Annotated in this window: 26 protein-coding genes and 1 pseudogene; 17 read left to right on the top strand and 10 right to left on the bottom strand. The window is 65.1% G+C overall.

All coding sequences use genetic code 11. The annotated features are described in order from the left end of the window. Positions 1-7: 7 nt before the first annotated feature. The 6 genes from PE067_RS00420 to PE067_RS00395 form a co-directional block, all read right to left on the bottom strand. A complete protein-coding gene (locus PE067_RS00420) occupies positions 8-1552 on the bottom strand; it encodes a D-alanyl-D-alanine carboxypeptidase (RefSeq protein WP_276187319.1) in 1545 nt (514 codons plus the stop codon). Further along, positions 1549-2172, bottom strand: a complete 624-nt coding sequence (locus PE067_RS00415; RefSeq protein WP_276187318.1) for a nicotinate-nucleotide adenylyltransferase — start codon at positions 2170-2172, stop codon at positions 1549-1551. Before PE067_RS00415 ends, PE067_RS00420 begins: the two co-directional genes overlap by 4 nt. Positions 2173-2205: 33 nt before the next feature. Next, positions 2206-3345 carry an OpgC domain-containing protein gene (locus PE067_RS00410; protein ID WP_276187317.1) on the bottom strand — a complete coding sequence of 380 codons (1140 nt, stop codon included), beginning with the start codon at positions 3343-3345 and terminating at the stop codon, positions 2206-2208. Then, complete coding sequence (gene mdoH / locus PE067_RS00405; protein WP_276187316.1) at positions 3342-5486, bottom strand: glucans biosynthesis glucosyltransferase MdoH; 2145 nt, start codon at positions 5484-5486, stop codon at positions 3342-3344. The genes PE067_RS00410 and mdoH overlap by 4 nt, the downstream gene beginning before the upstream one ends. A gap of 13 nt (positions 5487-5499) precedes the next feature. Beyond that, entirely contained in the window at positions 5500-7077 is a 1578-nt protein-coding gene (locus PE067_RS00400) for a glucan biosynthesis protein (RefSeq protein ID WP_276187315.1), read from the bottom strand. Between the two features lie 262 nt (positions 7078-7339). Next, positions 7340-8185: a hypothetical protein gene (locus tag PE067_RS00395; RefSeq protein WP_276187314.1), complete on the bottom strand. Its 846-nt coding sequence runs from the start codon at positions 8183-8185 to the stop codon at positions 7340-7342. A 131-nt stretch (positions 8186-8316) separates the two neighbouring features. Here PE067_RS00395 and PE067_RS00390 point away from each other — a divergent pair, with 131 nt between their 5' ends. The 5 genes from PE067_RS00390 (at position 8317) to preA (ending at position 13514) form a co-directional block, all read left to right on the top strand. Then, the gene (locus PE067_RS00390; RefSeq protein ID WP_276187313.1) at positions 8317-8724 is read left to right on the top strand and encodes a hypothetical protein; all 408 of its coding nucleotides are present in this window, start codon (positions 8317-8319) and stop codon (positions 8722-8724) included. Beyond that, positions 8721-9383, top strand: coding sequence for a response regulator transcription factor (locus PE067_RS00385; protein ID WP_276187312.1), 663 nt, complete (start codon positions 8721-8723; stop codon positions 9381-9383). The genes PE067_RS00390 and PE067_RS00385 overlap by 4 nt, the downstream gene beginning before the upstream one ends. Then, positions 9380-10762: an ATP-binding protein gene (locus PE067_RS00380; RefSeq protein WP_276187311.1), complete on the top strand. Its 1383-nt coding sequence runs from the start codon at positions 9380-9382 to the stop codon at positions 10760-10762. Before PE067_RS00385 ends, PE067_RS00380 begins: the two co-directional genes overlap by 4 nt. Before the next feature lie 114 nt (positions 10763-10876). Then, on the top strand, positions 10877-12214 hold the full coding sequence (locus PE067_RS00375; RefSeq protein ID WP_276187310.1) for an NAD(P)-dependent oxidoreductase: 1338 nt from the start codon (positions 10877-10879) through the stop codon (positions 12212-12214). Between the two features lies 1 nt (position 12215). After that, entirely contained in the window at positions 12216-13514 is a 1299-nt protein-coding gene (preA, locus tag PE067_RS00370; protein ID WP_276187309.1) for an NAD-dependent dihydropyrimidine dehydrogenase subunit PreA, read from the top strand. A gap of 460 nt (positions 13515-13974) precedes the next feature. On the opposite strand, the gene PE067_RS00365 is transcribed toward preA, so the two are convergent. Next, positions 13975-14220: a DUF4268 domain-containing protein gene (locus tag PE067_RS00365; protein WP_276187355.1), complete on the bottom strand. Its 246-nt coding sequence runs from the start codon at positions 14218-14220 to the stop codon at positions 13975-13977. An 18-nt stretch (positions 14221-14238) separates the two neighbouring features. After that, positions 14239-14695: pseudogene (locus PE067_RS00360) on the bottom strand (DUF2924 domain-containing protein). Between the two features lie 333 nt (positions 14696-15028). Between PE067_RS00360 and PE067_RS00355 the strand changes: the two are divergent. Together PE067_RS00355 and PE067_RS00350 are read left to right on the top strand one after the other, a co-directional pair. Beyond that, positions 15029-17191, top strand: coding sequence for a hypothetical protein (locus PE067_RS00355; protein WP_276187308.1), 2163 nt, complete (start codon positions 15029-15031; stop codon positions 17189-17191). Positions 17192-17615: 424 nt separating this feature from the next. Continuing rightward, positions 17616-18332 carry a sigma-70 family RNA polymerase sigma factor gene (locus PE067_RS00350; protein WP_276187307.1) on the top strand — a complete coding sequence of 239 codons (717 nt, stop codon included), beginning with the start codon at positions 17616-17618 and terminating at the stop codon, positions 18330-18332. Here PE067_RS00350 and PE067_RS00345 read toward each other — a convergent pair. Together PE067_RS00345 and PE067_RS00340 are read right to left on the bottom strand one after the other, a co-directional pair. Then, the gene (locus tag PE067_RS00345; RefSeq protein WP_011748362.1) at positions 18320-18754 is read right to left on the bottom strand and encodes a type II toxin-antitoxin system VapC family toxin; all 435 of its coding nucleotides are present in this window, start codon (positions 18752-18754) and stop codon (positions 18320-18322) included. The genes PE067_RS00350 and PE067_RS00345 overlap by 13 nt on opposite strands. Beyond that, a complete protein-coding gene (locus PE067_RS00340; RefSeq protein WP_011748361.1) occupies positions 18751-18990 on the bottom strand; it encodes an Arc family DNA-binding protein in 240 nt (79 codons plus the stop codon). The genes PE067_RS00345 and PE067_RS00340 overlap by 4 nt, the downstream gene beginning before the upstream one ends. A gap of 123 nt (positions 18991-19113) precedes the next feature. On the opposite strand from PE067_RS00340, the gene PE067_RS00335 reads away from it, so the two are divergent. The 10 genes from PE067_RS00335 to PE067_RS00290 all read left to right on the top strand — a co-directional run. Further along, the gene (locus PE067_RS00335) at positions 19114-19314 is read left to right on the top strand and encodes a hypothetical protein (RefSeq protein WP_018000084.1); all 201 of its coding nucleotides are present in this window, start codon (positions 19114-19116) and stop codon (positions 19312-19314) included. Next, a complete protein-coding gene (locus PE067_RS00330) occupies positions 19311-19781 on the top strand; it encodes a hypothetical protein (RefSeq protein WP_276187306.1) in 471 nt (156 codons plus the stop codon). The genes PE067_RS00335 and PE067_RS00330 overlap by 4 nt, the downstream gene beginning before the upstream one ends. Positions 19782-20132: 351 nt before the next feature. Next, positions 20133-20357, top strand: coding sequence for a hypothetical protein (locus tag PE067_RS00325; protein ID WP_346429631.1), 225 nt, complete (start codon positions 20133-20135; stop codon positions 20355-20357). Further along, positions 20350-20730, top strand: a complete 381-nt coding sequence (locus PE067_RS00320; RefSeq protein ID WP_276187304.1) for a DUF6362 family protein — start codon at positions 20350-20352, stop codon at positions 20728-20730. Before PE067_RS00325 ends, PE067_RS00320 begins: the two co-directional genes overlap by 8 nt. A 138-nt stretch (positions 20731-20868) precedes the next feature. Beyond that, complete coding sequence (locus PE067_RS00315) at positions 20869-21207, top strand: HNH endonuclease signature motif containing protein (RefSeq protein WP_276187303.1); 339 nt, start codon at positions 20869-20871, stop codon at positions 21205-21207. Positions 21208-21340: 133 nt separating this feature from the next. Then, complete coding sequence (locus tag PE067_RS00310) at positions 21341-22696, top strand: ParB N-terminal domain-containing protein (protein ID WP_276187302.1); 1356 nt, start codon at positions 21341-21343, stop codon at positions 22694-22696. Next, the gene (locus tag PE067_RS00305) at positions 22693-22938 is read left to right on the top strand and encodes a hypothetical protein (protein ID WP_062563245.1); all 246 of its coding nucleotides are present in this window, start codon (positions 22693-22695) and stop codon (positions 22936-22938) included. Before PE067_RS00310 ends, PE067_RS00305 begins: the two co-directional genes overlap by 4 nt. Before the next feature lie 51 nt (positions 22939-22989). Further along, positions 22990-23460, top strand: coding sequence for a phage terminase small subunit P27 family (locus PE067_RS00300; RefSeq protein WP_216033315.1), 471 nt, complete (start codon positions 22990-22992; stop codon positions 23458-23460). After that, a complete protein-coding gene (locus PE067_RS00295; RefSeq protein WP_276187301.1) occupies positions 23444-25216 on the top strand; it encodes a terminase TerL endonuclease subunit in 1773 nt (590 codons plus the stop codon). The genes PE067_RS00300 and PE067_RS00295 overlap by 17 nt, the downstream gene beginning before the upstream one ends. Positions 25217-25243: 27 nt before the next feature. Further along, a partial coding sequence (locus PE067_RS00290; protein ID WP_276187300.1) for a phage portal protein occupies positions 25244-26481 on the top strand: 1238 nt, incomplete at its 3' end.

Below are 26481 nucleotides of genomic sequence, written 5' to 3'. Positions count from 1 at the left end.
AAATGCTTTAGCGGAACACCCCGCTGTTCATGGTCGCAGGCCGGATCACCGGCCTTGTCGCATCGGAAAAGCCCAGATCCTGCCCCCCTGCGGGCAGCGGCAGATCGGGCAGTTGCGCGATCCGGGCGCCGAAACGCGCGGTCCAATCCTCGATCAGCGCCTGTTGCAGCGCCTTGGAGCGTCGGGTCCAGACCAGAACGCCATCGGGCAATTCCTGCCCAAGGCTGGCCGAACGGCGCGGCTCGTCCACGGTCAGGATCGCAAAGGACAGCAGCCGGCCCCCGCCATCCTGCGCGAAACCCGCCAGATTCGAGACGAAATTCAGCGTCCCCGTCTTGGCATCCACCCGGATCGGGCTGTCGATCTCGCGGCCCTTGCCGTCGCGCAGCGCGATATGTTTCAGCATCGCGCGCAAGGGCTGCTGCGCGCCCAAACGGGTCACCGTATCGGCCAGAAGCCGCGCCGTGACCCGGCTGTCCGCCGACAGGCCGGAATGATCGGCGAAACTGTAATTCCCCGTGATTCCCTTGGCTTGCAGCCAGTTCTGCATGTCGCGGGCCGATGCGCGCAGCTCGGGCTGGCCGCTGGCTGACAGCCCCACGACCTCGGCGGTCAGGTTGTTGGAATATTCCAGCATCCCTTGCAGGATATCGGACAGCGCCCTGCTTTCCAGACTGGCGATCACCTGCCCCTGCGGCGGGGCTCCGGTCACCTCGGGCGTGGGCAGGACCAAACCTTGCGCGCGGCACAGGGTCTGGAACACATCGCCTGCATAAAGCTCGGGGCGGCGGACGGGCAGCCAGCGGCTGCCGGATTTGCCCATCGCACCCCGCGCGATCGTCCATTGTTCCCTGGCACCGCTGTCATCACCAGGTGAACAGGGCTGGCTGCGATCCGCCACCCCGATCCCGATGGTATAGGCGCGCGGCGACTGCCCCGCCCCGCGTGCCTCCAGCGACAGGCTGTGCCCCTTGTCGGTCCGCCGCCAGCCCAGATGCACCCGGTTGAAATTCAGGATCATTCCCGAAATCGTCGGATTATAGGGCAGATGTTCGGCCTGAACGGCCGAGATCCGGGGGATATGCGGCAGCGCACCGCCCCAGACCTGAAACCGCAAGGGCGCGCCCCGCCCCGCCGCCTGTTCCGCCGCAACCGTCAAGCGCGCCAGTTCGGCCAGACCCTTGCTGTCCAGTTCAGGATCGCCGCCCCCGGCCAGCACCAGCGTATCGCCATCGCGCCAGACGCGGGTGGTGAAGCGATGCACCGGGCCAAGCCGGTCCAGCGCGTAAAGCGCGGTGATCAGTTTCAGCGTGCTGGCGGGCGGCAGCGGCATGTCGCCGTTGCGGATCGCCAGAACCTCGCCTGTCAGGGCATCCTGCGCGACAAAGCCGACCTCTGCCGCCAGCCCGGCCTGCGCAATCAGCGCCTCGGCATCGTCCAGCGCCTGCTGCGCCTGCGCCTGCACCCGCCCTGGCCGCGCGATCAGCGGCAGGGTCAGCGAGGCCGCCATGCCCAGTAACAGGCCACGGCGGGACAGGGTGGCGGTTTTCATCTTCGTTGTTCCTCTTTCACGGCAGCCCTGCGGCGTTCGGCACGGATCGCGCTGGACGACAGCCTGCTCATCGGCACATTGATCATCGCCCAGACAGGCGGCTTTGACTGCGCCAGAAGCCGCGCCTTTGATTCGGGCAGGCGCATCTTGCCCAGAACCCGCGCGGTTTTCGAGAAGCGGGCCGGCATCCGCCAGCCGGGGCGCGCAATCACGCCGATGGGCACCGAGGCCGCAATCTCTTGCCAGCGGTCCCATTTGTCGAATTGCACCAGATTGTCGGCCCCCATCAGCCAGACGAAACGCACCTGCGGGTAATGCCTGCGCAGCGCGGCGATGGTGTCGGCGGTCATGCGGGTGCCAAGGGCCTGTTCGATGCCGGTGACGATGACGCGCGGATCATCCATGATCCGCCGCGCCTCGGCGATGCGGTCGGGCAAGGGCGCCGGGCCATGGGCCTTCAGCGGATTGCCGGGGCTGACCAGCCACCAGACCCGGTCCAGCCCAAAGCGGCGCAGCGCCATTTCGGTGATATGGACATGACCCGCATGGGCCGGATCAAAGGACCCGCCCAGCAAACCGATCTTCATGCCCGGCAAGGTCAGGGGAAAGCCTTCCGCCACGCGCGCGCTGGTCCTTTGCTGCCCGATGCGTTCTCAGCCCGCGCGCGAGGCACGGGTCGCGCGATACTGCCCGATAAACTCGTCCCGCCGCAACCACGCCGCCGACATCGCCCACAGCGCCACGACGACCCAGATGTCGATCATCACGCGCAGGATCCAGCCAAGGGCGTTCTTGGGGGCCATCATCTCCATCGCGTCGCCGAAAATCGACAACAGAACGCAGGCGACAAAGGCCCACAGCCCGCCGCGCCCGATTTCGGCCAATGCGCGCCCCGGCGTGGTCGCGGCCATCCGGCCGAACTGCGGCGACAGCGGCACCGAAACCAGCCAGCTTGCCGCCATGACCGCAAGCAGCCGCATGAAATCCAGCGACCATTTGTCGATCTTGCCATGGACCATGAACATCACGTCACGCAGCGCCTGAACCGGTTCTCCGATCCTTGCGGCGATGACGATGACAAAGCTGAACAGCAGCACCAGCGCCGATGCGATGGTGATCCAGCGCGACCAGGGTTTCAGCACCCGCATCAGCGCCTCGCGATACATGCCCAGGGCGACCCCGACAAAGAACAGAAGCTGCCAGCCAAAGGGGTTGAACAGCAGGCCCGGCCCCGGTCGCTGGTTCGGGATCATCGCGTTCAGGGGCAGCGCCGCCAGCCAGATCGCGACGGATCCGGCCATGAACAGCACCGGCCAGCGCTGCAACAGCGGCACCGCGACCGGCACCGTGGCGATCAGCAGGACATAAAGCGCCAGCACATCCATCAGGTTCGGCTGCATCCACATCAGCGCGACCGTGGCGATATAACCAAGCGGGTTTTCGATGATCCAGATCGAATACTGGAACCAGACGGCGGTATGTTTCAACTCCAGCGAGAACAGCAGCGCCGACAGCAGCGCCAGTGCGATGGCACCGACGATCAGCGCCCGCCAGACCTGAAAGGCCCGGCGCCAGAACCGTTTCTGCGCCGCGGTGACACCGTCCGCGCCCGCCACCTTGACCCAGACCAGCCCGACCAGAAAGCCCGACAGCAGCACGAACAGCTCTGCCGCGTCAAAGACGACGAAATTCGTCAGCGTCAGATTGCGCAGCACCGAAATCGGCATATGGTCCAGCATGATGCAGACCAGCGCATAGCCGCGCAGCATATCCAGCCAGGCGATCCGGCTCATGCAGGCAACCGCATCCAGGCGTCAAGCAGCTCGCGTTCCTCCATAAGGGCCAGAAGCTCCGGGGGGGTCAGAAAGGATATCGCCTCGGCCCGCGTCTGCGCGGCGGCGATCTTGGCCGCGCCGGAAATCGCATCCAGACGCTTGGCTGCGGGACGCTGAACCGGAACCGGCATCAGCGCCCGATGCCGGGCCAGCGCCGCCGGGTTGCCCGGCAGATCGTCCAGCGTGACCTGCGCGCCATTGCCGATCCGATGCGCCAGCGCATTGGCGGCGGTCAGCACCTCGGGCGGGTCGCGTTCCTCGGGGGTGACCAGCAGGCCCTGCCGCCGCGCCCAACGCCCCAAAACCGCGCTGGCCGACACGCGCGAGGTCACCGGCGACAGGATCAGCCCGGCCAGAATCGGCGACAGCCAGATCAGCTGTTCGGGCGACAGATAGGCCAGCACCAGCAGCGTCAGGGCGCCCAGGGCGACATGCAGCGCATGACGGCGCAGCACCACCGACCAGGGCGGCATCTGACCGGCGCGGACCTGCGCCTCCCACCCGGAATCGCGGCCGCGCAGGATGTCATAGATCTGACGGGTCTGGATCAGCATCTGCACCGGCGCGATCAGCGCCGACAGGATGATTTCAAACAGGGCCGAGGCCAGCAGCCGGACCTTGCCGCCCGAATTCCGCGCCAGCGGCCGCAGCCATGCCCGGGCGATGGACAGGAATTTCGGAACCAGCAGAAAGCTCATCGCGACGACGAACAGCCACAGCATCCTGACCGGGTCAAAGACCGGCCATTCGGGGAAAAGCTGATAGGTCTGCGGGAAATAATCCGGGCGCGACAGCAGCACATTCGCCGACAGCGCCAGCCCCACCAGAATCATTGCCAGCCAGATCGGCGACATCAGAAAGCCCAGCACGCCGATGGTGAAATGCACCCGGCTGATCCATTTGAAGCCGCGCGCATTGATGATGCGCAGATGTTGCAGGTTGCCCTGCGCCCAACGCCGTTCGCGCAGCGCCATGTCCAGCAGGGTCGGCGGGCCGCCTTCGAAACTGCCGCGAAGGTCGTAATCCAGCCGCACCTTCCAGCCCGCGCGCCGCATCAGCGCCGCCTCGACAAAGTCATGGCTCAGGACGGCGCCGCCGAACGGCGCCTTGCCCGGCAGGTCGGGCAACCCGCAGCAGCGGGCAAAGGCTGCGACCCGGATGATCGCGTTATGGCCCCAGAAATTACCGCTGTCGCCCGACCATGCGGCCACACCGCGCGCGATCGCGGGGCCATAGACGCGGCCCGCGAACTGGGTCAGCCGCGCGAACATGGTCTGCCCCCCGACCAGCATCGGCATGGTCTGGATCAGACCGACCGTCGCATCGGCATTCATCCGCGCCGACAGGGCCTTGATGGTGGCGGCGCTCATCACGCTGTCAGCGTCCAGCACCACGAACTGATCGTAGCGCCCGCCCCAACGGCGGATGAATTCGGCGACATTGCCTGCCTTGCGGCCTTCGTTGGTCACCCGGCGGCGATACCAGACCGGCACCGGTGACAGGTCGCGCAACCGGCTGACGGCCGCCATTTCGGCAACCAGCAGTTCCGGCTTGCGACTGTCCGAAAGGATGAATATCTCGGTCCGTTCGGCCAGCCCCTCGCGATAAAGATCGCGGGCCAATGCGGCCAGCAGACCGGTCGTTTCGGCCGGGTTTTCGTGATAGACCGGCATGACGATGGCAATGCGGGCGTCGTTCGGCCCGGTCGGCGTGCGCAGCCGCGGGGCCAGAAAACCCGCCAGCATCGAGCAAAAGGAAAACCCCACCCAACTGAAGGTGATCCCGAACAGCACCAGCAGAACCACCTGCAGAAAGGTGATGTTCTCGCCAAAGACCAGCAGCATTTCCGAGGTGCCATAGGCGCCCACGGCCAGCGTGCCGCCAAAGGCGATGATCCGCGCCAGAATGGTGCGCAGGCCGGGGGATCCGACCCGGGGACCTTCGGGGGGCGCGGCGCGGAAATCCTGTTCCGGCATCGCCATCGGCGCCTCTGGCGGGGTCGCAAGGCCGGCGTAATCAGGGGTTTCATTCGCGATCTGCTCGATCGGCAGATCAAGCAGCCGCGTCTCGCTTGCCGGATGGGTAGCGGTATCGGTCACGGTTCCAGATACCTCATTCGCGCGACCAGCGGGCGACCCAGGTTTCACTGAGCGGACCTTCGGGACCGTTCAGAACGGCCGACAGATCGACGACCCGGCTGCTGTCGGGGATGAATTCAAAGGACAGGCGCATCCGGTCCTTTGCGGGCAGACGCTTCAGATAGCTTTCCCCGATCCGCCCGGACGAAGCCTTGATCTGCGCCACGGGATCGTCGCCGCCGAACAGCGACAGGTCGAAATCGACGATATAGTTCCGCGCCTGCGGATTGTTCACCGCACGCCCGGACATGGTCCGCAAAACCCGCGAAATCGGTGCAGAATCAGGTATTTGTTCGGAGAACGTCAGAGTATAGCTGAACTCGTGACGCTCGCCTGCCTTCAGCGGATCGGCGGGCTGCCAGAAGGACACGATATTGTCGTTGAATTCGTTTTCGACCGGAATTTCGACCAGCGTGACCGAACCGCGCCCCCAATCCCCCTGCGGCGCGATCCAGGCCGAGGGGCGCAGCTCATAGCGCGCCTCGGCATCCTCATAGGATCTGAAATCGCGGGCGCGTTGAGCCAGGCCGAAGCCAAGCGGATCATTGTCCATGAAGGACGAAAACTGCAGCGTCGTCGGCCCCGACAGCGCCCGCCAGATCCGCGTTTCCGACCCGGTCAGCATCTGCAACCCGTCGCTGTCATGGACCGAGGGACGGTAGTCGTCGATCCGCGAGCGGTCGCCCGGCCCGAACCAATACATCGAGGTCAGGGGTGCGATGCCGATATTCTGCACATCGCGGCGCGGGAACAGCACCGCGCGGGTGTTGATGATCGTCTCGGCCCCCGGCGACAGGATGAATTCATAGGCACCGGTGATCGAACGGCTGTCCAGCAGCGCATTGACCCGGACGGATCTTTCCTGCGATTCAGGGTCATAGATCCAGAAGCTGCGAAAGATCGGGAACTCCTCGCCCTCGGGGCGGCCGGTGTTGATCGCCAGACCGCGGGCCGACAGCCCGTATAGCGTGCCGCGCGACACGGCCCGGAAATAGCTGGCGCCCTGAAAGACCGCGAATTCGTCCATGACATCCGGGCGGTTCAGCGGCGTGCGCAGGCGAAAGCCGGAAAAACCCATGTTCCCGACGGTATCGTAATCCGGCCCGTCAGGGAATTGCGCCGTGTCGAATTCGAACAGCCGCGGGTCGAATTTCAGCGTCGTGGCGACACCATCGCTGACCAGATTGATTTCGACCGGCTCGTGAAAGATCGCGCCGGGCGGCAGCAGGTCCAGCGCAAAATCGCGGTTGCCCGCCCAGGGGTCGCGGTCGCGGCGATAGCGGATCGCGCGATACTGGTCATAGTTCAGCCCGGCAAAACTGCCTTCGAGCGTCGAGGCCGGGGCGACGTATTCGCGGCCGGCGGTCTGACGGGCGATCTCGATCACCTCGTTGAAATCGAAGCGGTCGGGGGTGACGATCTCGCCCGATTCCGGCGTGTCCTGCGCCACAGGATCGGGGGTTGCCCCCTCTTGCGCAAAGGCGGCATTCGAAAAACCGCCAGCTGCAGCAAGCGCGGCGGCGGATGACATGACAAAGCTACGACGATGCATCGCCCGTCCCCATGAAGCAGTCGGCCAGACGGCCAGAATTTTCCAGCGGGTTTCGCATCGACGCCCGTCAGTCGCAAGTAGTTTTAAGGTCAGCAGCATCTTGCCGCCGACCCCAAACGCAAAAGCAACAGAAATGTGAAGCCATGTCATCGGAAATCGGGGCATGGAAAGCCATGCCCCGATCCCGCCGCCTGCGACCGTCCTGCCTGTTTTCTGCCCCTGACGCCGGTCGTTCAGCGGATTCAGATGCTTGTCCGCGCGATCACCGGGCAGATTCGCGCACGACCTCGCCACCGGGGTTCACCTCGACAACCACGGATTCGCCTTGCGGATTGGTCGCCTCGACCACCATGCGCGGCCCCTGGCGCGACATGTCGCCAAGCGCGGTATAGCCCGCCGCCCCCAGGGCCTCGCGCAGCTTTTCCTCGTTCAGGGCGGCGCCGCGCGGGCCACGTTCGGCGTGATCGCCGTGGCGGTCACCATGACGGTCGCGATGAAATTTTCCGCCCCGGTCGTCGTCGTGGCGGCCACGCCCCTCGCGGCGGTCATCGCCCTTGCCCTTGTGATGCCAGCCGCCCTTGGGGCCCATCGCATCATCGCCACGGCCAAAGCGCATCAGCGTGCCATCCGTGGTAAAGACCGCACGGATGTCTTCGCCATCCGCATCGGCGCCCGCGACCATCACGCCGCGATCATGGCTGAAGATCGCCGAAACCGTCGCGATCTGGCCCAGAATCTCCTGACTGCGCACGGCTTCGGGGATCATCTGGTCGATGACGGCCTGCGGCAGGGCGGCCTGTGCGTCATCGTCATCGTCATCGTCACCGGCAAAGATGCCGCGCAGATTGCCCGCCTCATCGACAAAGGCGCGGATTTCCAGCCCTTCGGCGGTTTCGCCCTTGATGCGCTTGCCGCCGCGACGCTCATCCTTGATGCGCAGATCGCCGAGGTTCAGCGATTGCAGCAGCGGCGGCAGATCGGCGGCGGGCGCCTGCCGGGTGGTTTCCTGCGCGGGGGCGTCGCTGTCCTGTGCCAGCGACGACAGCGGCATGCCGATCACGGCGCCCAGGGCAAATGCGGCAACGGTGCCTTTGAAAAATCTGCTCATCTCTGTGTTTCCTGTATGGTCCGGGGCAAAGATCGTGGCCCCTTGCAGATCATCAATAGGTCGGAACGCGGCAATGAAAGGCCAATGGCCTATTTGGTTTCCGTTGGGATTCATGCCCCTATATTGACCCCATGAAACGCGCCCTTGCCATTCTTTGCACGCTTGCCGCCATCCTTGGGCTGGCCGCGGGCATCGCATGGCCGGATGAGGATGGTGACCACTATCCCCCCGACCCCGATGATATCGCGCTGGAAGAGCGGTTCGACGGCTTTGACGTCCTGCCGCTCAGCCGCGCCGCCGATCTGGTCGAGGAGCGTTTCGATGGCAAGCTGATCGCCGCAAGGCTGGCCCCGCCCCGGCCTTGGGAACGTGAAAAAGGTGTCGAATTGATTCACGAATTGCGTCTGCTGACCCCGCGCCGCGACGTTCTACTCTTTCGTCTGGATGCCCGGACGGGCGAATTTCTGGACATCGCCGGCACCGGCCTGACCGAGGCCCGCCGCCACGGGAGCCGCCACGGGAACGGGGCCCCGGAATGAGATGCCTGATTGTCGAAGACGACCCCCTGCTGTCGTCGCAACTGGTCGAGGCGATGCAGGCCAGCGGCTTTGCCTGCGACAGCGCGGCGGATGGCGAACAGGGCGAATTCCAGGGTTCGACCAGATCCTATGACGTGGCGGTTCTGGACCTTGGCCTGCCGGGCCTGCCGGGGATCGAGGTTCTGACGCGCTGGCGACAGGCCGGGATCACCATGCCCGTGCTGATCCTGACCGCGCGGGGCGACTGGACCGACAAGGTCGCGGGCTTTCGCGCGGGCGCCGATGATTACGCGGTCAAACCCTTTCGTCTGGACGAGGTCGTGATCCGCGCGCAAACCCTTGTGCGCCGTGCCGCAGGCCATGCGCAGGCGGTGATCGAGGCCGGGCCGCTGCGGCTGGACAGCCAGCTTGGCATCATCACCCTGAACGGCATGGCCCTGAAGCTGACCGCATTCGAGGCGCGCATCCTGACCTATCTGATCCATCACCAGAATCGCGTCGTCAGCCGCACCGAACTGTCCGATCACCTTTACGACGCCGCCGCCGACCGCGATTTCAAATCCATCGAGGTCGTCATCGGCCGCCTGCGCCGCAAGATCGGCGAGGGCCTGATCGAGACGCGGCGCGGCGAAGGCTATGTCCTGCGAACCCGCGCATGAACGACCCGACACGCGACCCGCACGCCCACGACCCGAAACCCGATGACCGGCGCCGGTTTCGCGGCGATTCCATCCGGCTGCGCCTGCTGGCGCTGTCGGCGCTGCTGATCGGGGCGGCGCTGGTCGCCGGCTATCTGCTGATTTCGGCGATCCTTCAGGAATTCATCACCGGCCGTTTCGATGCCGAGGCCGCCAGCGTGTCCGAGGCGCTGATCGCGGGCGCGCAGGTGGCGGATGACGGGCGGCTGGTGGCGGGGACGCCGCCTGCCGACCAGCGTTTTTCCATGCCGCTGACCGGCTGGTATTGGCAGCTGGAAGAGGATGGCCGGGTGATGGCCAAATCGGCTTCGCTTTTCGACAATGTGCTGAGCGTGCCTGCAGGCGACAGCAGCGGCGCCACTATCGCAGGCCCCGCGGGTCAAGCCCTGCGCCTGACCCGCAGCAGCTTTACCCTGCCCGACAGCGACAGCCGCATGGCCGTCACCGTCACCATCCCCCGGGCCGATATCGAAGGCAGTCTGGCGCTGGTGCGCAAGCCGCTGGCCATATCATTGCTGATGCTGGGGATCGGGCTGGCGCTGGCCTCTGTCATTCAGGTCACGGCGGGGCTGCGCAGTCTGGACCGGCTTGGCCGCGACCTGCGCCGCATCCGCGCGGGCAAATCCGAAACCCTGCCCCTGCCCCCGGTCGCCGAACTGCGCCCCATCGCGGTCGAGATCAACGGGTTGCTGGACCAGAACCGCAGCGTTCTGGCGCGCGCGCGCGAACATGTCGGCAACCTGGCCCATTCGCTGAAAACCCCGCTGGCCGCCCTGTCGAACGGCCTGCCCGCCGATCACCCCGGACAGGCGCTGATCGCGCGCATGGACCGTCAGATCGGCTGGCACCTGCGCCGCGCGCGCAGCTCTGCCGCGCCGCGCCTGCTGGGCCAGCGCACCGAAATCGGCCCGGTTGTCGATGACATCCTGCTGGTCCTGCGCCGCCCGCTGGACGATGCCGGGATCACGGTCCGGACCGACATCCTCCCGCCCGATCTGGCCTTTGCCGGCGACCGTCAGGATCTTGAGGAAATCATCGGCAACCTGACCGAGAACGCCGCGAAATGGGCGCGCAGCCGCATCCGCATCAGCGCCAGCCCGGTGCAGGCGGCAGGCGTGGCAGAGCTGCGTGTCGTGATCGAGGACGACGGCCCCGGCATGTCGGACAAGGATCACGCGCTGGCGCTGGCGCGTGGCAGCGGGCTGGACGAAACCGGCCCTGCGGGTTCGGGTCTTGGGCTGGCCATCGTCGCCGATCTGGCGGCGCTGCATGGCGGGAAACTGGTGCTGGACCGTTCCGATCTGGGCGGGTTGCGGGCAGAAATCGCCCTGCCCGCCTGAAGGTTGCCCGAAATTCCCGCAAAGAACCAAGGTCCAAATTTTACCATTTGATAAAAATTCAGACCTGTGCCAGCCTGATTCCCGAAGATATCAGCAAGCACAGGGGTCTGTCCGATGCCCAACAGCCAGCTGACGCCCGGCGTGGCACCCGGCCGTCTGACCGCCGAAATCTACGCGCGCAACTTTTCCGATGTCGCGCCGCCGCTTGACGATCACGAGGCGCGGGTCGCCGCAGACCGCTGTTATTTCTGCTATGACGCGCCCTGCGTGACGGCCTGTCCGACCTCGATTGACATTCCGCTGTTCATCCGCCAGATCTCGACCGGGACGGCCGATGCGGCGGCGATGACGATCTTTCACCAGAATATCCTGGGCGGGATCTGCGCCCGGGTCTGCCCGACGGAAAACCTGTGCGAAGGCGCCTGCGTCCGCGAAACCGCCGAAGGCAAGCCCGTGCAGATCGGCGCCCTGCAGCGTTATGCGACCGACGGGCTGATGGATCAGGGCGAACACCCGTTCCGGCGCGGCACCCCCACGGGCAGGCGCATCGCCGTCATCGGCGCAGGCCCCGCCGGCCTTGCCGCCGCCCATCGCCTTGCCGCCAAGGGCCATGACGTGACCCTGTTCGACGCCCGCACCAAGCCGGGCGGGCTGAACGAATACGGAATCGCCAGCTACAAGGCCCCCGGCCATTTCGCCGAACGCGAGGTGGATTGGGTCATGGCCATCGGCGGCATCACGCTGGAAACCGGCCGCGCGCTTGGCCGCGACCTGTCGCTGGACCAGTTGCGCAGGGATTATGACGCCGTCTTTCTGGGGCTGGGCCTGCAGGGCGTGAATGCGCTGAACGCGCCGGGCGAACAGCGCGGCAATGTGCTGGATGCCGTCGATTTCATCCGCGATCTGCGTCAGGCCGATGATCTGGCCAGCCTGCCCATCGGCCGCGATGTCGTGGTGATCGGCGGCGGCATGACGGCGGTCGATGCCGCCGTTCAGGCCCGGCTGCTGGGCGCGCAGAATGTCACCATCGTCTATCGGCGCGGACAGGAGCGCATGGGCGCCTCGCGCCATGAACAGGATCACGCGACCAGTTCGGGCGTGCGCATCATCTGCAACGCCATCCCCGTGGCCATCCACGGCAATGGCACCGTCCGCGAGGTCGAATTCGCCCATACCACCGACGGCCCCGGCGGGATCGAGGATACCGGCGAACGCTTTCGCCTGCCCGCCGACCAGCTTTTCCGCGCCATCGGCCAACGCCTGTCCGGCGCCCCCGAAGGGCTGGCGCTGGAGGGTGGCAAGATCGCGGTGACCGGCCCCGGCCGCACATCCCTGCCCGGGATCTGGGCGGGTGGCGACTGTGCCGCAGGGGGCGACGACCTGACCGTCACCGCCGTCGCCGAAGGCCGCGATGCGGCCGAAGACATCCACGCGCAACTGATGGGGGCTTGATATGGCTGACCTGCGCTCGAACTTCATCAGGATCAAATCGCCGAACCCGTTCTGGCTGGCCTCGGCGCCCCCCACGGACAAGGAAATCAACGTCCGCCGCGCCTTCGAGGCCGGTTGGGGCGGGGTCGTGTGGAAGGCGCTTGGCAGCGAAGGCCCGCCGGTCGTCAACGTCAACGGCCCGCGCTACGGCGTGGTCTACGGCGCCGACCGCCGCGTTCTGGGCATCAACAATATCGAATTGATCACCGACCGCCCGCTGGAGGTGAACCTGCGCGAAATCAAATCGGTCAGACGCGACTACCCCGACCGCGCGCTGATCATTTCGCTGATGGTCCCCTGCGACGAGGAATCGTGGAAAGCCATCCTGAAACAGATCGAGGACACCGGCGCCGACGGGGTCGAACTGAACTTTGGCTGCCCCCACGGCATGGCCGAACGCGGCATGGGCTCGGCCGTGGGGCAAGTGCCGGAATATATCGAAATGGTCACGCGTTGGGTGAAAACCCATTCGCGCATGCCCTGCATCGTGAAACTGACCCCGAACATCACCGATGTCCGCAAACCGGCCGAGGCCGCGATGCGCGGCGGCGCCGATGCGGTCAGCCTGATCAACACCATCAACTCGATCACCTCGGTCGATCTGGACCTGTTCGCGCCGCAGCCCACCATCGACGGCAAGGGCAGCCACGGCGGCTATTGCGGCCCGGCGGTCAAGCCGATCGCCCTGAACATGGTCGCCGAAATCGCCCGCAGCGCGGAAACGCGCGGCCTGCCGATTTCCGGCATCGGCGGCGTGACCACATGGCGCGATGCCGCCGAATTCATGGCGCTTGGCGCGGGCACGGTGCAGGTCTGCACGGCGGCAATGACCTATGGCTTCAAGGTCGTTCAGGAAATGATCACCGGCCTGCGCGACTATCTGGACAGCCACGACATGCAGATGTCCGACCTGATCGGCCGCGCCGTGCCGAATGTCACCGACTGGCAATATCTGAACCTGAACTACACCACCAAGGCCCAGATCAATCAGGACCTGTGCATCAAATGCGGGCGCTGCTATGCCGCCTGCGAGGACACCTCGCATCAGGCGATCAACATGGGCCAAAGCCGCACCTTCACCGTCGATGACGAGGAATGCGTGGCCTGCAATCTCTGCGTCGATGTCTGCCCGGTGGACGACTGCATCACCATGCGCGAACTGCCCCCCGGCGACACCGACCCCCGCACCGGCCGCGTGATCGGCGGCTACCAGAACTGGACGACCCATCCCAACAACCCGATGAGCACCGCCGCCGAATGAACCCGAGGCGCGAAGCCCCCGCTTCGCCCCACCCTATCGCCCCTTGCCCTATCGCCAAGCACAGGCTAACCAACCCGGGTCGGAGGAGTGGCCGAGCGGTTTAATGCTCCGGTCTTGAAAACCAGACGTGGGGGCAGACTCCACCGTGGGTTCGAATCCCACCGCTTCCGCCACCTGCCCTCAGCGAAAGCGTGTCTCCCGATCCTGCTGCGGCCGGATTTTTCCGTTGTTTTCGAGGGTTATGCGGGATGAGGCTGAGCAACTGGCACCGGTGCCAGGAGGCCCGGAAGTGGTCTCTCGGGGTCGATATTCTCCGGACCTGTTGCCTGCGTCGATTTGGTGATTTTTTTCTAAGCGAATGTAATTATTAGACCTTTTGGGGTGGCGTGCTGAACACTTGGATTTCAGGGTCGCACCCCAGAAGGAACACAAATCGAACTCTGTCAGCGGTTCGCACTCCTCAACCGTCAGCCTGAGATGGTCCGGCCGAGACGTCCACCACGCCATCTTGCTTCCAGTCTTCGGCGTCCAGATCCCGCACACGAGCAAGGAAAACCCTGTTGAAATCGTTGATCTTGGAGGTCAGCCACTGATGCTGGCGGGGCCAGTCTCGCTCGTCTTCCGGATCGACATTCGTCATGTAGACCGAGATACGGCAATCGCGCCGCGTGGGGAGTTCCTCCCACTCGAGGGGATATGGGGCCAGCCTGATAAGCGTTGTCCATCATGTCCGCCTCCGGTGATTTTTTAGGCCAATAAACACCCAGCCGTTCCAACGTGTGCCGGTGATGGCGCGGGCGATGGCGGAGAGCGACTTGTAGGGCCGCCCCTGCCACTCGAACCCGTCCGCAGTGACAGTGACGACATGCTCGACGCCCTGCCATTCGCGAAGCAGCCGCGTGCCGGTGATGGGGCGATCACGGTCGGCGCGGATGCTGCGCCTCAATCGGTCGCCGCCGTCCAGTTCCTCGCCCAGCCGCTCCAGCCGCCGGATGGTTTCCGGTTTCAACCCGCCATAGGCGAGTTCCTGAATGCGATAGGCCAGTCGGGATTCGAGGGTAGCGCCGGTTGAAGGGCGGCGGCTCGCGGTCGAACAGGTCCCGCCATTGCGCCTTCAACTCGGGCGTCGGCGTGGTCTTCAGCGCGGCCAGGCGCGCGGGGATGGGATCGTGGGTCGTCATGCGTTTCTCCGGTGCGTTGGAGTTGCATGACGGCATTCGTCTGCCGGATAGTGTAGGCAACTTTCTTCGGTATCGTCAGATACTTCGCCCCTATCCCGCATCCGCGGCCGGACCAGCCCGAGCGCCAGCAGGCCGCACAGTTCGGCGCGGCGCTCGGCGGCAGTCATCAGGAAGGGTGACAGAGGGTTGGGACGTTTCATCATCAGTAACTCGCAGGGTTCTCGACGATGAAAAGCCGGTTCAGGAAGCAAATCGGGACAGCGATCGAAGATTCTTTGCGTCGGGGGGCCATGTGAGGTTAGCCTTCACGAAACCTTGATCACGGAGGTACACGTGGTTCGTGCGCCGGCCAAATCCTGTCCCAACCTGTCGCGGCTGTTCGACGATGCCGAGCCCTCGATGATTGCCGCATTCCTGCGAATGCGTGTCTTCGACAAGCTGACATGGTTGGCAGATTACCATTTCGAACCCGATGGCGCCGATGGAGATGTGCCTGCGGCAGCCATGTTGCGCGAACAGCAGAAGGACAATTTGTCCTCTCTTGAAACCGAAGCCGCGCGAATCTTCACTGTTTCTTCAGATCGCGGCGAATTCGCGCTCGACGGTTTGGTCCGCACGAAATTGGCACCCGAACGGAAGCACGAATTTGATATCCAACGAGACTCGCTGGCACGCAGTTTCTGGGCGTATCTGAACGAGCCGATGCTGTTCGAGGCCGCCGAGAACACCCTGCATTTGCGACTCTACCGCCGTTACGACCGCCATTATCAAACGTTCATGGTCGAGCCGGATGAAGGCGTCTCAACGGATGTCGAAGCTTCTGCTTTGAAAGGGATGCTGGACGATCTGCGCACCAGACTCGATCGGGGCGATGGCTATGAAGTCGACCGGTTTGAAATTCCTGCAGAAGGCGAAGAACCAACCGAGGTCATGTACCTGGTGATCCACCCCGAGCGGCCCGCCAGCTTTCGAGAACTCCACGACGACGGGCAGCGCACGACGACATATTTCCGCCCGCCCGGCGAGATCATGATCGTGCATTCGCCCGCGACGGGACGGGTACATGTGCGGGCGGGAACACGACGTCTCCGCCACGATGCCGCCGAGAGCTTCATCACCAAAATTCTCGAGCAGGAGCTATCGAGCCAGCCCATCGATTTTCAAGCCTATGACATCGCACGGTTCTTCCACGGCTTCGATCTTGAACTGCCCGAATTTGACGATGTCAGCATCCTGCGAGCTCGCGTGATCCGCGTGGACATCAGTATCGGAAATCTCGCCAACAGGCTGTCGGTCTCGACGTCCCTGGATGAGGACATCGGCCAGCTGATCAGCGATCAGCCGGGACTTGAGAGGATATTTCGCAATGCTCTCGCGATCCGGTTCGTGGAAATCGCTGTTCAGTACCGGCGGGGGGGCGTGGACGGCGAGCGTACGCTGGACTTCACCCTGACGGATCGAAACACTACGAGCCTGCTGAGCCTGCATGATCCGTTCGAGCGCGTCCTCGGTCACCGCTTGCTCCGCCACTGGGGCATATTGCGTGATGGTCGCGCACCGACGCCCAGAGAGAGCATGGCGGTGCTGCCTGCGTTGCTGGCTTTGTGGAACCTGGGGTCTGACCGCATAAACGGTGCCTGGCTTCACGAGCGGGGGGTAGACGTCAAAACCCTGCTCGATCTCGGGTTCCTGGTCCCCTCAGGTTGGGAGGGTGACGACCTGATCGACGATGAAGACGATTTTGCGGAACATGTGGCAAAGGTCGTGGAGCGTCCTGAGGGACTCGAGCTATACTCGACCGATGGCCAGTCATCGTCGGCCGCGCTGCCGGAGCGCTACCGTGTCTATCGGATCCGAGACGGTTGGGTCGCCAGCCACCTGCGCGAGCAGCTTGGCAAGGCGCTGGACATCGCAGCGATGGAGAACATCCGGCCCGACCTCATCGCGCTCGGCGATCTCGAAATCGACGGAAGTGACGTGCCGCTCTATCTCGCCCGCAGACTCGAGGACGAGCGGGTCCGCGCCGCCATCGATACCGAGCTTCGCGCGCGGGACAAGCAGGGGATCGGGCTCGTCCTGCAGGCGGGGGACGCCGCCGGCTCCTGCGTGGCAGCAAATGTGCTCGCGAGACTTGCCGACCATATCCTGCTGGAGGCAACCGAAATTGCCGTAGACATGACGAGCCTCATATCGGCGTTTCGTCGGAACCGATCTCTGGCCCAAGGTGGCGCTGCCGTGGAGTTTCACAAGTCGGGCAACGGCGCCGGTGTGCTGAGTGTCCCCGGAAAAGGCACTATCGATATCGTCGGTGCCCAGCGTGTGATGGTCATCGATCGTCTGGTGCAGGCGTATCCGACACCCATGAAAACAGACGACATGGTTGCTGGCATTGGCAACCAATCACTCGGCAACATCTTTGGTCAGTCCTTGTGGAGCAAGCTGAAGGCCGACTTCCTGCGCTCGCCCAAACGCGGCTTGTGGGAAATCGCGACCTGACCGCCAACTCCGTTCCAACTCCGTTCGGGGGGTCTGACTAACTCCGATTCTCTGCTTCATTTGAGGTGCTCCATCAACGAAGGAGCATTCCAAATGCCGAACCAAATCTCCCACCTCCCGGCAGTGCGCCGCACCCTGGACCGTACGCCCCGCAGGTCCGGAAATGACTGGCGTTGCTGCCGCTGCGGCGCACTGCTTGGCATCCACCGTGACGGGCTGATGCATGTGAGCTTCGCGCGCGGTCACGAATACCTCGTCAGCTTCCCGGCGACGGCGACCTGCCGCCGCTGCGGCACCCTGAACCAAGCCACTGGTGCGGCGCGCTAAGCCGCGCCGTTCCACCCGATTTCCCGATCATCAGAGGCGCATGACGCCCTGAGGCCCGAGAGAGGCGCTGGACGCCCGGCCGGAAGGCTGGCGTCCCGTGTCTTTCTCCTGGTTCGCGATCCGCGAGGATCTCGCCCGTTCGTCGTCGACCCTGCAATCTCAACGCGATTATCGTGCCGTCCGGTCGGCCGAACCGTCGCTTCGGCCTTACGCTGACATCGTCGGACTGCTCGGCGCCCTGCATCATGGGCATCTCGCTTTCGACGAGCGAAACGCCATTCTCGCCGCCCTCGTGCGCAGGTCACAAGGCCGCGATCGTCCCGCGGGATTGGCCCTGCACGTCATGCTGCTTTCCCTGTGGCCGGGGCTCGATGCGATCCGCAACCGCTGCCTGCGTCGTCGTGTCGGCACTGCTGACGAGATCAGCTCCGACCTCCTGGCCCGCAGCACGGAAATCATCCGGACCCTTGATCTCGGTCGAGTCACCAATATCGCCGCCACCGTGCTGATGAACACCGAACGCGATCTGTTGCGCGCCCATCGACGCGAGATCGACCGCCAGCAATCTTGCGCGGAGGTAGAACCCGACTGGATTGCCGCGCCGCCGTCATGGGCGGATCGGGCCCGGATGCGGGCGGAATTGCGTGCTGATCTGTCGGCGGTAATCGGGTCAGATGCCGATCTGGTCCTTGGCGTCGCGGTGGACGGTGCCAGCCAGATCGAAATGGGTATGGTGCTCGGCCTGTCCGATGGGGCGGCGCGGAAACGTTATCAACGCGCCGCTGCGCGCCTGCGAGGCCATTACCGGCCTTGAGCCGCCTCGTGCCACGGATCCACCACCTCCACGCCCATGGCGGCGAAGGGCGCGGTGTCGCGGCTGGCGACGGGATAGCCCTGTGCCGCGGCAATGGCAGCAATCGCGCCATCGGCAAAACTCACGGCCTGTCCCTGCCGGCGCGCCGTTGCCATCAATACTCCGAAGGCACTGGCAGCGGCCTCGTCGAACGACAGGATACGTGCCGGAAATACCTCGGCCAGCATCTGCTCGAGCCGCGCGTCAAGATCGTCCCGACGCCGCCCAGCGTCCAGGCATGCAATGCCGAACCGCAACTCGGCCAGGCTGATGGTGGTCAGGTGCAGGGTGGTCAGCTCTTGCCGGTTGAGCCAGTCGATCACCCGCGGCTCTGGCGCCGGCTTCATCGTCTCCGAGACGACATTGGTGTCGAGGATGATCATTCGAAACCGGCCGGCTTCGCGGGCGTCCGGTCGCGTTCGACCGAAAGGTCGTCCGTCTCGGCGCCGGACCAGATACTGCGCATCAGATCACCCGCGCGCGGGCGCGACTGCGGCAGCACCGCGCGGGCAATGATCTCGCGCAACTCGGCCTCGGCGCTGCGACCATGCGCGGCGGCCTGCGCCTTCAGCGCGCGATGCACCTCTTCCGGGATCTGGCGTACGACGATCTGGGCCATGATGAAGCTCGCTCGATATCAATTTTATTTATAGATATCATATTTGATCGCGACTTCAATGTCCCGATCGGCCTTCGGGATTGGCTTTTAAACAGGTGAAGCCCCTGTTCACGAGCCCGATCGATGACACTGCCGCCCATTCCGCCGCCTGATCTCCTGAAGCGCCTTCCCGGCTATTATCGCCGCTGGGAGCTGACCGAGCTGGTGATGCCAGATCGGTATTACTTCTTCGAAGCAGCCGGCCAGCATGAGGATGGCGAGGACCTCTTCGCGGTCTATATCCAGCCCGCCGATCTGGAGCCCGGCGAAGGGCGGCTACAATGAGCGTGCCGGCGGTCGATCCGGCGCAGATCGCGCTGTTTCTCGATGTCGTCTTCTCCTGGTGCGACGGGCTGATCCCCTTGCGCGGCCTGCCCGATAAGGGCGTGACGCCGCCCTCGCCGAGTGATCTGCGCTGGTTGCCGGCCGATGGGGGTGCGGCCGCGACCATCGCGGGCTGTGCCGAGGCTGCCGCGCCCATCGGCCGAGCCATCTATGTCATCCCCGGCACGGTGGCGCAGCGTGGCGAAGCCCGCGCCGAGCATGTCGTCCAGATGCAGGCACTGGTCGTCGATCTCGACGAGGGCGATATGGTGTTCGGCAGCGAGGCGCAGGTCGATCCGGAGTCCGGCGAGGTGCTGTCGACCGGCAAACCGGTCGTTGCCAGCCACTACAAGTCGCCCGCCAACGGCCTCTGCATGGAGCTGGATGACCCCTGCAACTGGCCCGATCCGGAGGACGACCATGCGTGAAATCGTCCTCGACCGCGGTTGTTCGTCCTGCCGGATTTCTTGTTCGACCTCAGGACAAACATGTTCGTCCTCCCCCGTTGTTCGTCCTCAATCCTGCAAAATCAATGTATTATGGCAGGACGAGGACGAACATGTTCGTCCTCTTGTTCGACCTCTGTTCGTCCTCTTTTCCCGTTTTACTACAGAGACTTACTTGCTTTTGAGGACGAACAACGGGACCCCCCATACTACGTATGGGAGGGCCGGCCTCGGGGCCGAGCCCCCCATCCGTGACGTCCGTGCCCGCGGTCCGCCGTTCTCTTTCGTCTCTGCCTCCCCCGACCACTGCGGCCAGAACGACAGGAGATGACGATGGCCCGAATGAAACTGACGACGATGCGTTACACGCCCCCCGGCTACGGCGGCACGCGGCGCAGCCCCGATGAGGTCAAGCGTGATGGCTGGCAGGAGATGGGTCTGCTGGCGGTCAGCGTGGACGACCCGCGGCTGACCTGGCCCGAGCGCGAGATGATCGCGCAACTGGGTCGCAAGCTCTACGGCCCCCGCGCCGGCGAGGGAGGGCGTGGCCATGGCTGATCGGGACTGGACCGCGGACGATGTTGCCGACCAATTCGCCGAGGCGTTCCGCACCCTGCGCAAGCTGCCGCCGGTCAAGGTGCAGGGTTATTTCAGCGCCTGGCCACAGGCCCTGCGCAGTCAGCGCGAGATTGCGGCGATGGAACCGCAGCCGATGCGCGTCTGGCCCTCGGCCGCCGCGATCACCCGGCTTGAGCAGACCTTCGACTGGGTGCTCTGGATCGAGGAGGCGGAGCGCAAATTGGTCTGGTCGCGCGCGGCCCGCGTGCCGTGGAAGCAGATCAGCGGCGAGCTGGGGTGCGACCGCACGACCGCGTGGCGGCGCTGGCAGCTGGCGCTGACCAAGATCGCCGCGCGCCTGAATGCGCAGTGACTCCAATGTGTTGCAACACTTTTTCCTTCGACATCTGCAACATGCCGGTGCTATAAACAGGATATGATCGGGAGAAGAGCGCCTCGGAGCGCCACCGGTCGTTTCCTCCCCGTTTCATCCGACTTGCGAGGGCATCCCATGCCTGTGCGCCCGCCCATCCATCGCCCGGTGGGGACGCGTGACAAGCGTGAGGCCGATCGCGACGCCGACCGCAAACGCGACCCCGCCATCCGGGCGCTCTACAAATCCGCTCGCTGGCAGCACGCGCGGCGGATGTTCCTCGCCCGCCACCCGCTCTGCCAGGAATGCCAGCGACAGGGGTTGGTGAGCGCGGCCAATACCGTCGATCACATCATCCCCCATCGCGGCGATACGGGTCGGTTCTGGGACCCGGACGGTTGGCAGGCGCTCTGCGCAAGCTGCCACAGCCGCAAGACCGCGCGCGAGGACGGCGGCTTCGGCAATCCGCGCCGCTGAACCGAGCCCCAAGCCACCCCGGGGGAGGTCAGATCTCTGGAACGTTCGACGCCAGGACCAGGCGCCAAGCTTTCTGCATCCATGGCCAAAATGGCGAAGGGGGGGGTAGCCCCCGATCCGAAGGAACTATTCCATGCTCGATCGTGAACTCGCCGTCGCCTATCGGCCCCTCGACAGCCTGGTGCCCTACGCGCGGAATGCCCGTACTCACTCCGAGGCGCAGGTGGCCGAGATCGCCGGCTCGATCCGCGAGTTCGGCTTCGTGAACCCGGTGCTGATCGCCGAGGACGGCACGCTGATCGCCGGTCACGGGCGGGTGCTGGCGGCGCGGCTGCTGGGGATGGAGACCGTGCCGACGATCACCCTGACCGGCCTCAGCGACAGCCAGCACCGGGCGCTGGTGCTGGCCGACAACCGCATCGCGCTGAATGCGGGCTGGGACGAGGCGCTGCTGGCGCTGGAACTGAGCGATCTGAAGGAGGCTGGTTTCGATCTCGGGATCATGGGCTTTGAGGACGGCGAACTGGACCGACTGCTGGCCGGCGCGGAAGCGGAGGACGAGACGTCGACGCCACCCGTCATTATCCCCGAGCCTCCGCGTCGCCCGGCCTCGTGTACCGGCGATCTGTGGATCCTCGGCACCCACCGGCTGCTCTGCGGTGACAGCACATCCCACGACGATGTGCGCCGGCTGATGAACGGCGAGCGGGCCGTGCTGTTTGCGACCGATCCGCCCTATCTGGTCGATTACGATGGCTCGAACCACCCAACCCGCAACAAGGACTGGAGCCAGTCCTACGGCACGACCTGGGATGACAGCAGCCAAGGCGCAGAACTCTACGACGGCTTCATCGCCGCCGCGGTGGCGGAGGCGATCACCGAGGATGCGGCTTGGTATTGCTGGCACGCCTCGCGCCGTCAGGCGATGCTCGAGGAGTGCTGGGAGAAGGCCGGCGCCTTCGTGCATCAGCAGATCATCTGGGTGAAGGACCGTGGGGTGCTGACCCGATCGCATTACCTCTGGAAGCACGAGCCCTGCTTCATGGGCTGGCGCCGCCCGAACCGCCCGCCGAAGGTCGCCGAGCAGACGCTGCCCTCGACCTGGGAGATGCCGAGCTTCGCCAAGGATGACCGGCCCGACCACCCGACGCCGAAGCCGCTCGACGCCTTCGGGATCCCGATGCGCCAGCATGTCGCCCGTGGCGGCCTCTGCTACGAGCCGTTCTGCGGCTCCGGCTCGCAGATCATGGCGGGCGAAGCAAATGGAAGGCGCGTCAATGCCATGGAAATCAGCCCGGCCTATGTCGATGTCGCCGTCGAGCGCTGGCAGGTGGAAACTGGCAAGGATGCGATCCTCGACAGAGACGGCCGGACGTTTGCCGAGGTGAAGGCGGAGCGGTTGGGCGATGATGCCGGGGCCGAGAAAGCGGATGACGACGCTAAGGGTGACGCCGCCCCCCGCAAGCGCCGCCGGAGCAAGGCAGCATGAAACAATCACGCCTCATGTCGCTGGTCGAGTCCATCGCCAATGTCATCGTCGGATATGGCGTTGCCGTCGCCACGCAGATCCTGATCTTCCCGTTCTTCGGGCTGCACGTCACGCTGACGCAGAACATGGCGATGGGCGGGATTTTTACCATCGTATCGATAGTGCGTTCCTTCGCCTTGCGGCGGGTGTTCGAGGCTATGCGGGTCGGTGGCGGTGAGCACGAGTCCGACTCTCGGGGATAAGCCCGATTCATCAGCATTGCGGGAGGAGAACAGCCGGAAAGGACAAGGGTCATGGCGGGTCGCAAGCCGCTGCCGACGCAGCTCAAACTGGTCAAGGGCACAGCCCGGCCGCATCGGATGAACCCCGACGAGCCGAAGCCGGTGGTGACAACGCCGCCGCCGCCCGACCACCTTGATGAGCGAGCGGCGGCGAAGTTCACCGAGATGGCCGAGCTGCTGGCCCGGCATGGGGTGATGACCGAACTCGATGTCGGCGCGCTGGCCCGTTACGTGGTGATCTGGCGCCGCTGGCTCGAGGCGGAGGCCGAGGTCAAGCGCCGCGGGCCGGTGGTGAAGACCGTGGGCGGCAATATCATCCAGAACCCGTTCCTGGCCGTGGCCAATAAATGCCTCGCGCAGATGGGCCAGATCGAGAGTGAGTTCGGGATGACGCCATCTAGTCGCACCCGGGTGCGCATGGCTGAACCGACTGACACCCGCGACCCGTTCGAGGATTATCTGAACCGTGGCAGCAGCGCGTAAATCCGGTGCGGGGCGAAAGGCACCGGCATGCCCGGTCACCGCCTATGCAAAGGCAGTCACCGGCGGCAAGATCACCGCGGGCCGGCTGGTGAAGCTGGCCTGCGCACGGCATCTGGAGGACCTGAAGACCGGCAAGACCCGTGGCCTCTCCTGGGACCGCGCCGCCGCGCTGCACGCGATCGAGTTTTTCGGCCACCTGCGGCACTCGACCGGGGAATGGGCCGGCCAGCCCTTTGTGCTGCAGCCGTGGCAGGCCTTCGCGGTCGGATCCGTCTTTGGCTGGAAACGCGCCGATGGACTCAGGCGGTTCCGCACAGCTTACGTCGAGGTGGCGCGCAAGAATGGCAAATCCGCGCTGCTCGCAGGCATCGCGCTCTACGCGCTGATCGCCGATGGCGAGGCCGGCGCGCATGTCTATGCCGCGGCCACCACTCGCGATCAGGCGCGCATCGTGTTCGGCGAGGCCGAGCGCATGGTCGCTTCCAGCCCGGCGCTGGCAGCGCGGGTGACGCGCACCGTGAACAACCTCGCGGTGCTGCCCACCGCGTCGTGGTTCCGGCCGCTCTCGGCCGATGCCAGCAAGATGGACGGGCTCAACGTGCATCTGGCCGCCGTGGACGAGGTGCATGAACATCCCGGACCGGAGATCATCCAGAAGCTCAACACCGCCACCGGTGCCCGGCGCCAGCCGCTGATCGTCGAGATCACCACCGCCGGCCATGACCGCCATTCGGTCTGTCGCCAGCATCACGAGTTCTCGGTCAAGGCGCTGGAAGGGTCTGTGCCGCATGAGACGGCCGATAGCTGGTTTGCCTATATCGCCACCATCGACGCGGGCGATGACTGGACTGATCCTGCGGTCTGGGTGAAGGCCAATCCGAGTCTTGGCGTGACGGTGAAGCCGGACGACCTGAAGCGCCAGATCGACGAGGCTCGCGAGATGCCGGCGCAGCAGAACGCCATCCGGCGGCTGCGGCTGAATGAATGGACCGAACAGGTCACCCGCTGGCTCGACATGGGCGTCTGGGCCGAGGGCGGGCCGGGTGACGGGGCTGATTGGCGAGATATCCGCGTCGGGCTGGATGATCTGGAACAAAAGCTGTTGGGCCGGGAGTGCTATGGCGGGCTGGACCTGGCCCGGGTCAACGATCTCTCGGCATTCGTGCTGCTGTTTCCGCCGACGCTGGATCCTGCGCTCGGCGTTCTCGCCGAGAAATGGATCGTGCTGCCCCGTTTCTGGGTGCCGGAGGAGGACATCCTGCGCCGCGGCAAGCGCGACCGGGTGCCCTACGATACCTGGCGCAACCAGGGCTTCCTTGTGGCCACCCCCGGCAATGCCACCGATTTTGGCTTCATCGAGGCGGAGATCATCGCACTCGCGGGGCGCTACGATCTGCGCGAGCTCTCTTACGACCGCACCTTCGCCGGTGAGATCGTCCAGCATCTACAGGATGAGGGGCTGAACCTCGTGCAATTTGGGCAGGGCTTTTTGAGCATGGCGGCACCGACGGCGGAACTGGAGCGGCTCTCGGTCTCGCGCATGCTTTGGCATGGCGGCCATCCGGTGCTGCGCTGGAATGCCTCGAATGTCGCCGTGCGCCATGATCCGGCCGGCAATATCAAGCCGGACAAGGAACGCTCCTCGGACCGCATCGACGGCATTGTCGCGATCTGCAACGCCCTCGGCCGGGCGCTCCTGCGCGACGTCAATGCCGGCCGCTCGGTCTATGACAGCCGCAGCATCCTGGTGCTGTAGGCTACCCGTCTTACGGAAAGAATGCCCATGTCCTTCTGGTCCCGCTGGTTTGCAGGCGCCCCGCCTGCGGCCTCGCCTCCGCACGCCCCATCACCGCGCGCGTCCGTCCAGGAGGCGGGTGGCGGGCTGGTCATCACCTCCGCTGGCGAGCTGGACGCAGCGCTGAGGGCCGGGGCGGTCAGCGGCTCCGGCATGGCGGTGACGCCGGACAGCGCCATGCGGGTGGCGGCAGTCTATGCCTGCGTGCGGATCATTTCCGGCGCGGTGGCAACGCTGCCCTTGCATATCAAGCGCCGGGTCGATGCCCGGACCCGCGAGGATGCCTCGGATGCCCCGATCTGGCAGCTGCTGCGGCGAAGGCCCAATCGCTGGCAAACGCCATCGCAGTTCCGCCGGATGCTGCAGGCGCATCTGCTCTTGCGCGGCAATGCCTATGCCATGATCGTCCGCTCCCGCGGTTCGGTGCAGGCGCTGATCCCGCTGCATCCGGATCGGGTCGAGGTGGTGCAGGACAAGGACCTGGCGCTGAGCTTTCTCTATACCCGCCCCGATGGAAGGCGTCTGCGGCTGGCGCAGGACGAGGTGCTGCATCTGGTCGGGCTGACACTGGATGGGGTGCGAGGGGTCTCACCCATCGCCTATGCCCGCGAGACCATCGGGCTGGCGCTGGCAATGGAGGATCATGGCGCCACCACCTTCCGCAATGGCGCCCGGGTCTCGGGCGTGCTCAGGCACCCGCAGAAGCTCGGACCCGAGGCGGTGGCCAATCTCAAGGCCGGGCTCGAGGCATTCCGAGCCGGCGGTGACCAGGAAGGCAAGCACCTCATCCTTGAGGAAGGTATGGATTACGCCCGCATCGCGATGACCGCCGAGGATGCGCAATGGATCGAGAGCAGAAAGTTCAGCCGCACCGACATCGCCATGTTCTTCGGGGTGCCGCCGCACATGATCGGCGATACCGAGAAGTCCACCAGCTGGGGCACCGGCATCGAGCAGCAGTCGATCGGCTTCGTGGCCTATACGCTCGAGGATCACCTGACCATGTGGGAGGAGGCGATCGACCGCGACCTGATCGGCGCGGATGATCTGCTCTATGCCCGTTTCAACCGCGCAGCCCTCGTCAAGGGCGACATCCGGGCCCGCTGGGAGGCCTATGTGAAGGGTCTGCAATGGGGTGTGTGGAGCCCCAACGAGATCCGCGCGCTCGAGGACCAGAATCCACGTGACGGCGGCGACATCTATTATCCGCCGCCCAACATGACGGC

It is taken from the genome of Paracoccus sp. DMF-8, assembly GCF_029309835.1.
GTDB lineage: Bacteria > Pseudomonadota > Alphaproteobacteria > Rhodobacterales > Rhodobacteraceae > Paracoccus.
The sequence above is the reverse complement of the archived record's forward strand: the minus strand, read 5'-3'. Positions and strand labels throughout refer to the sequence as shown.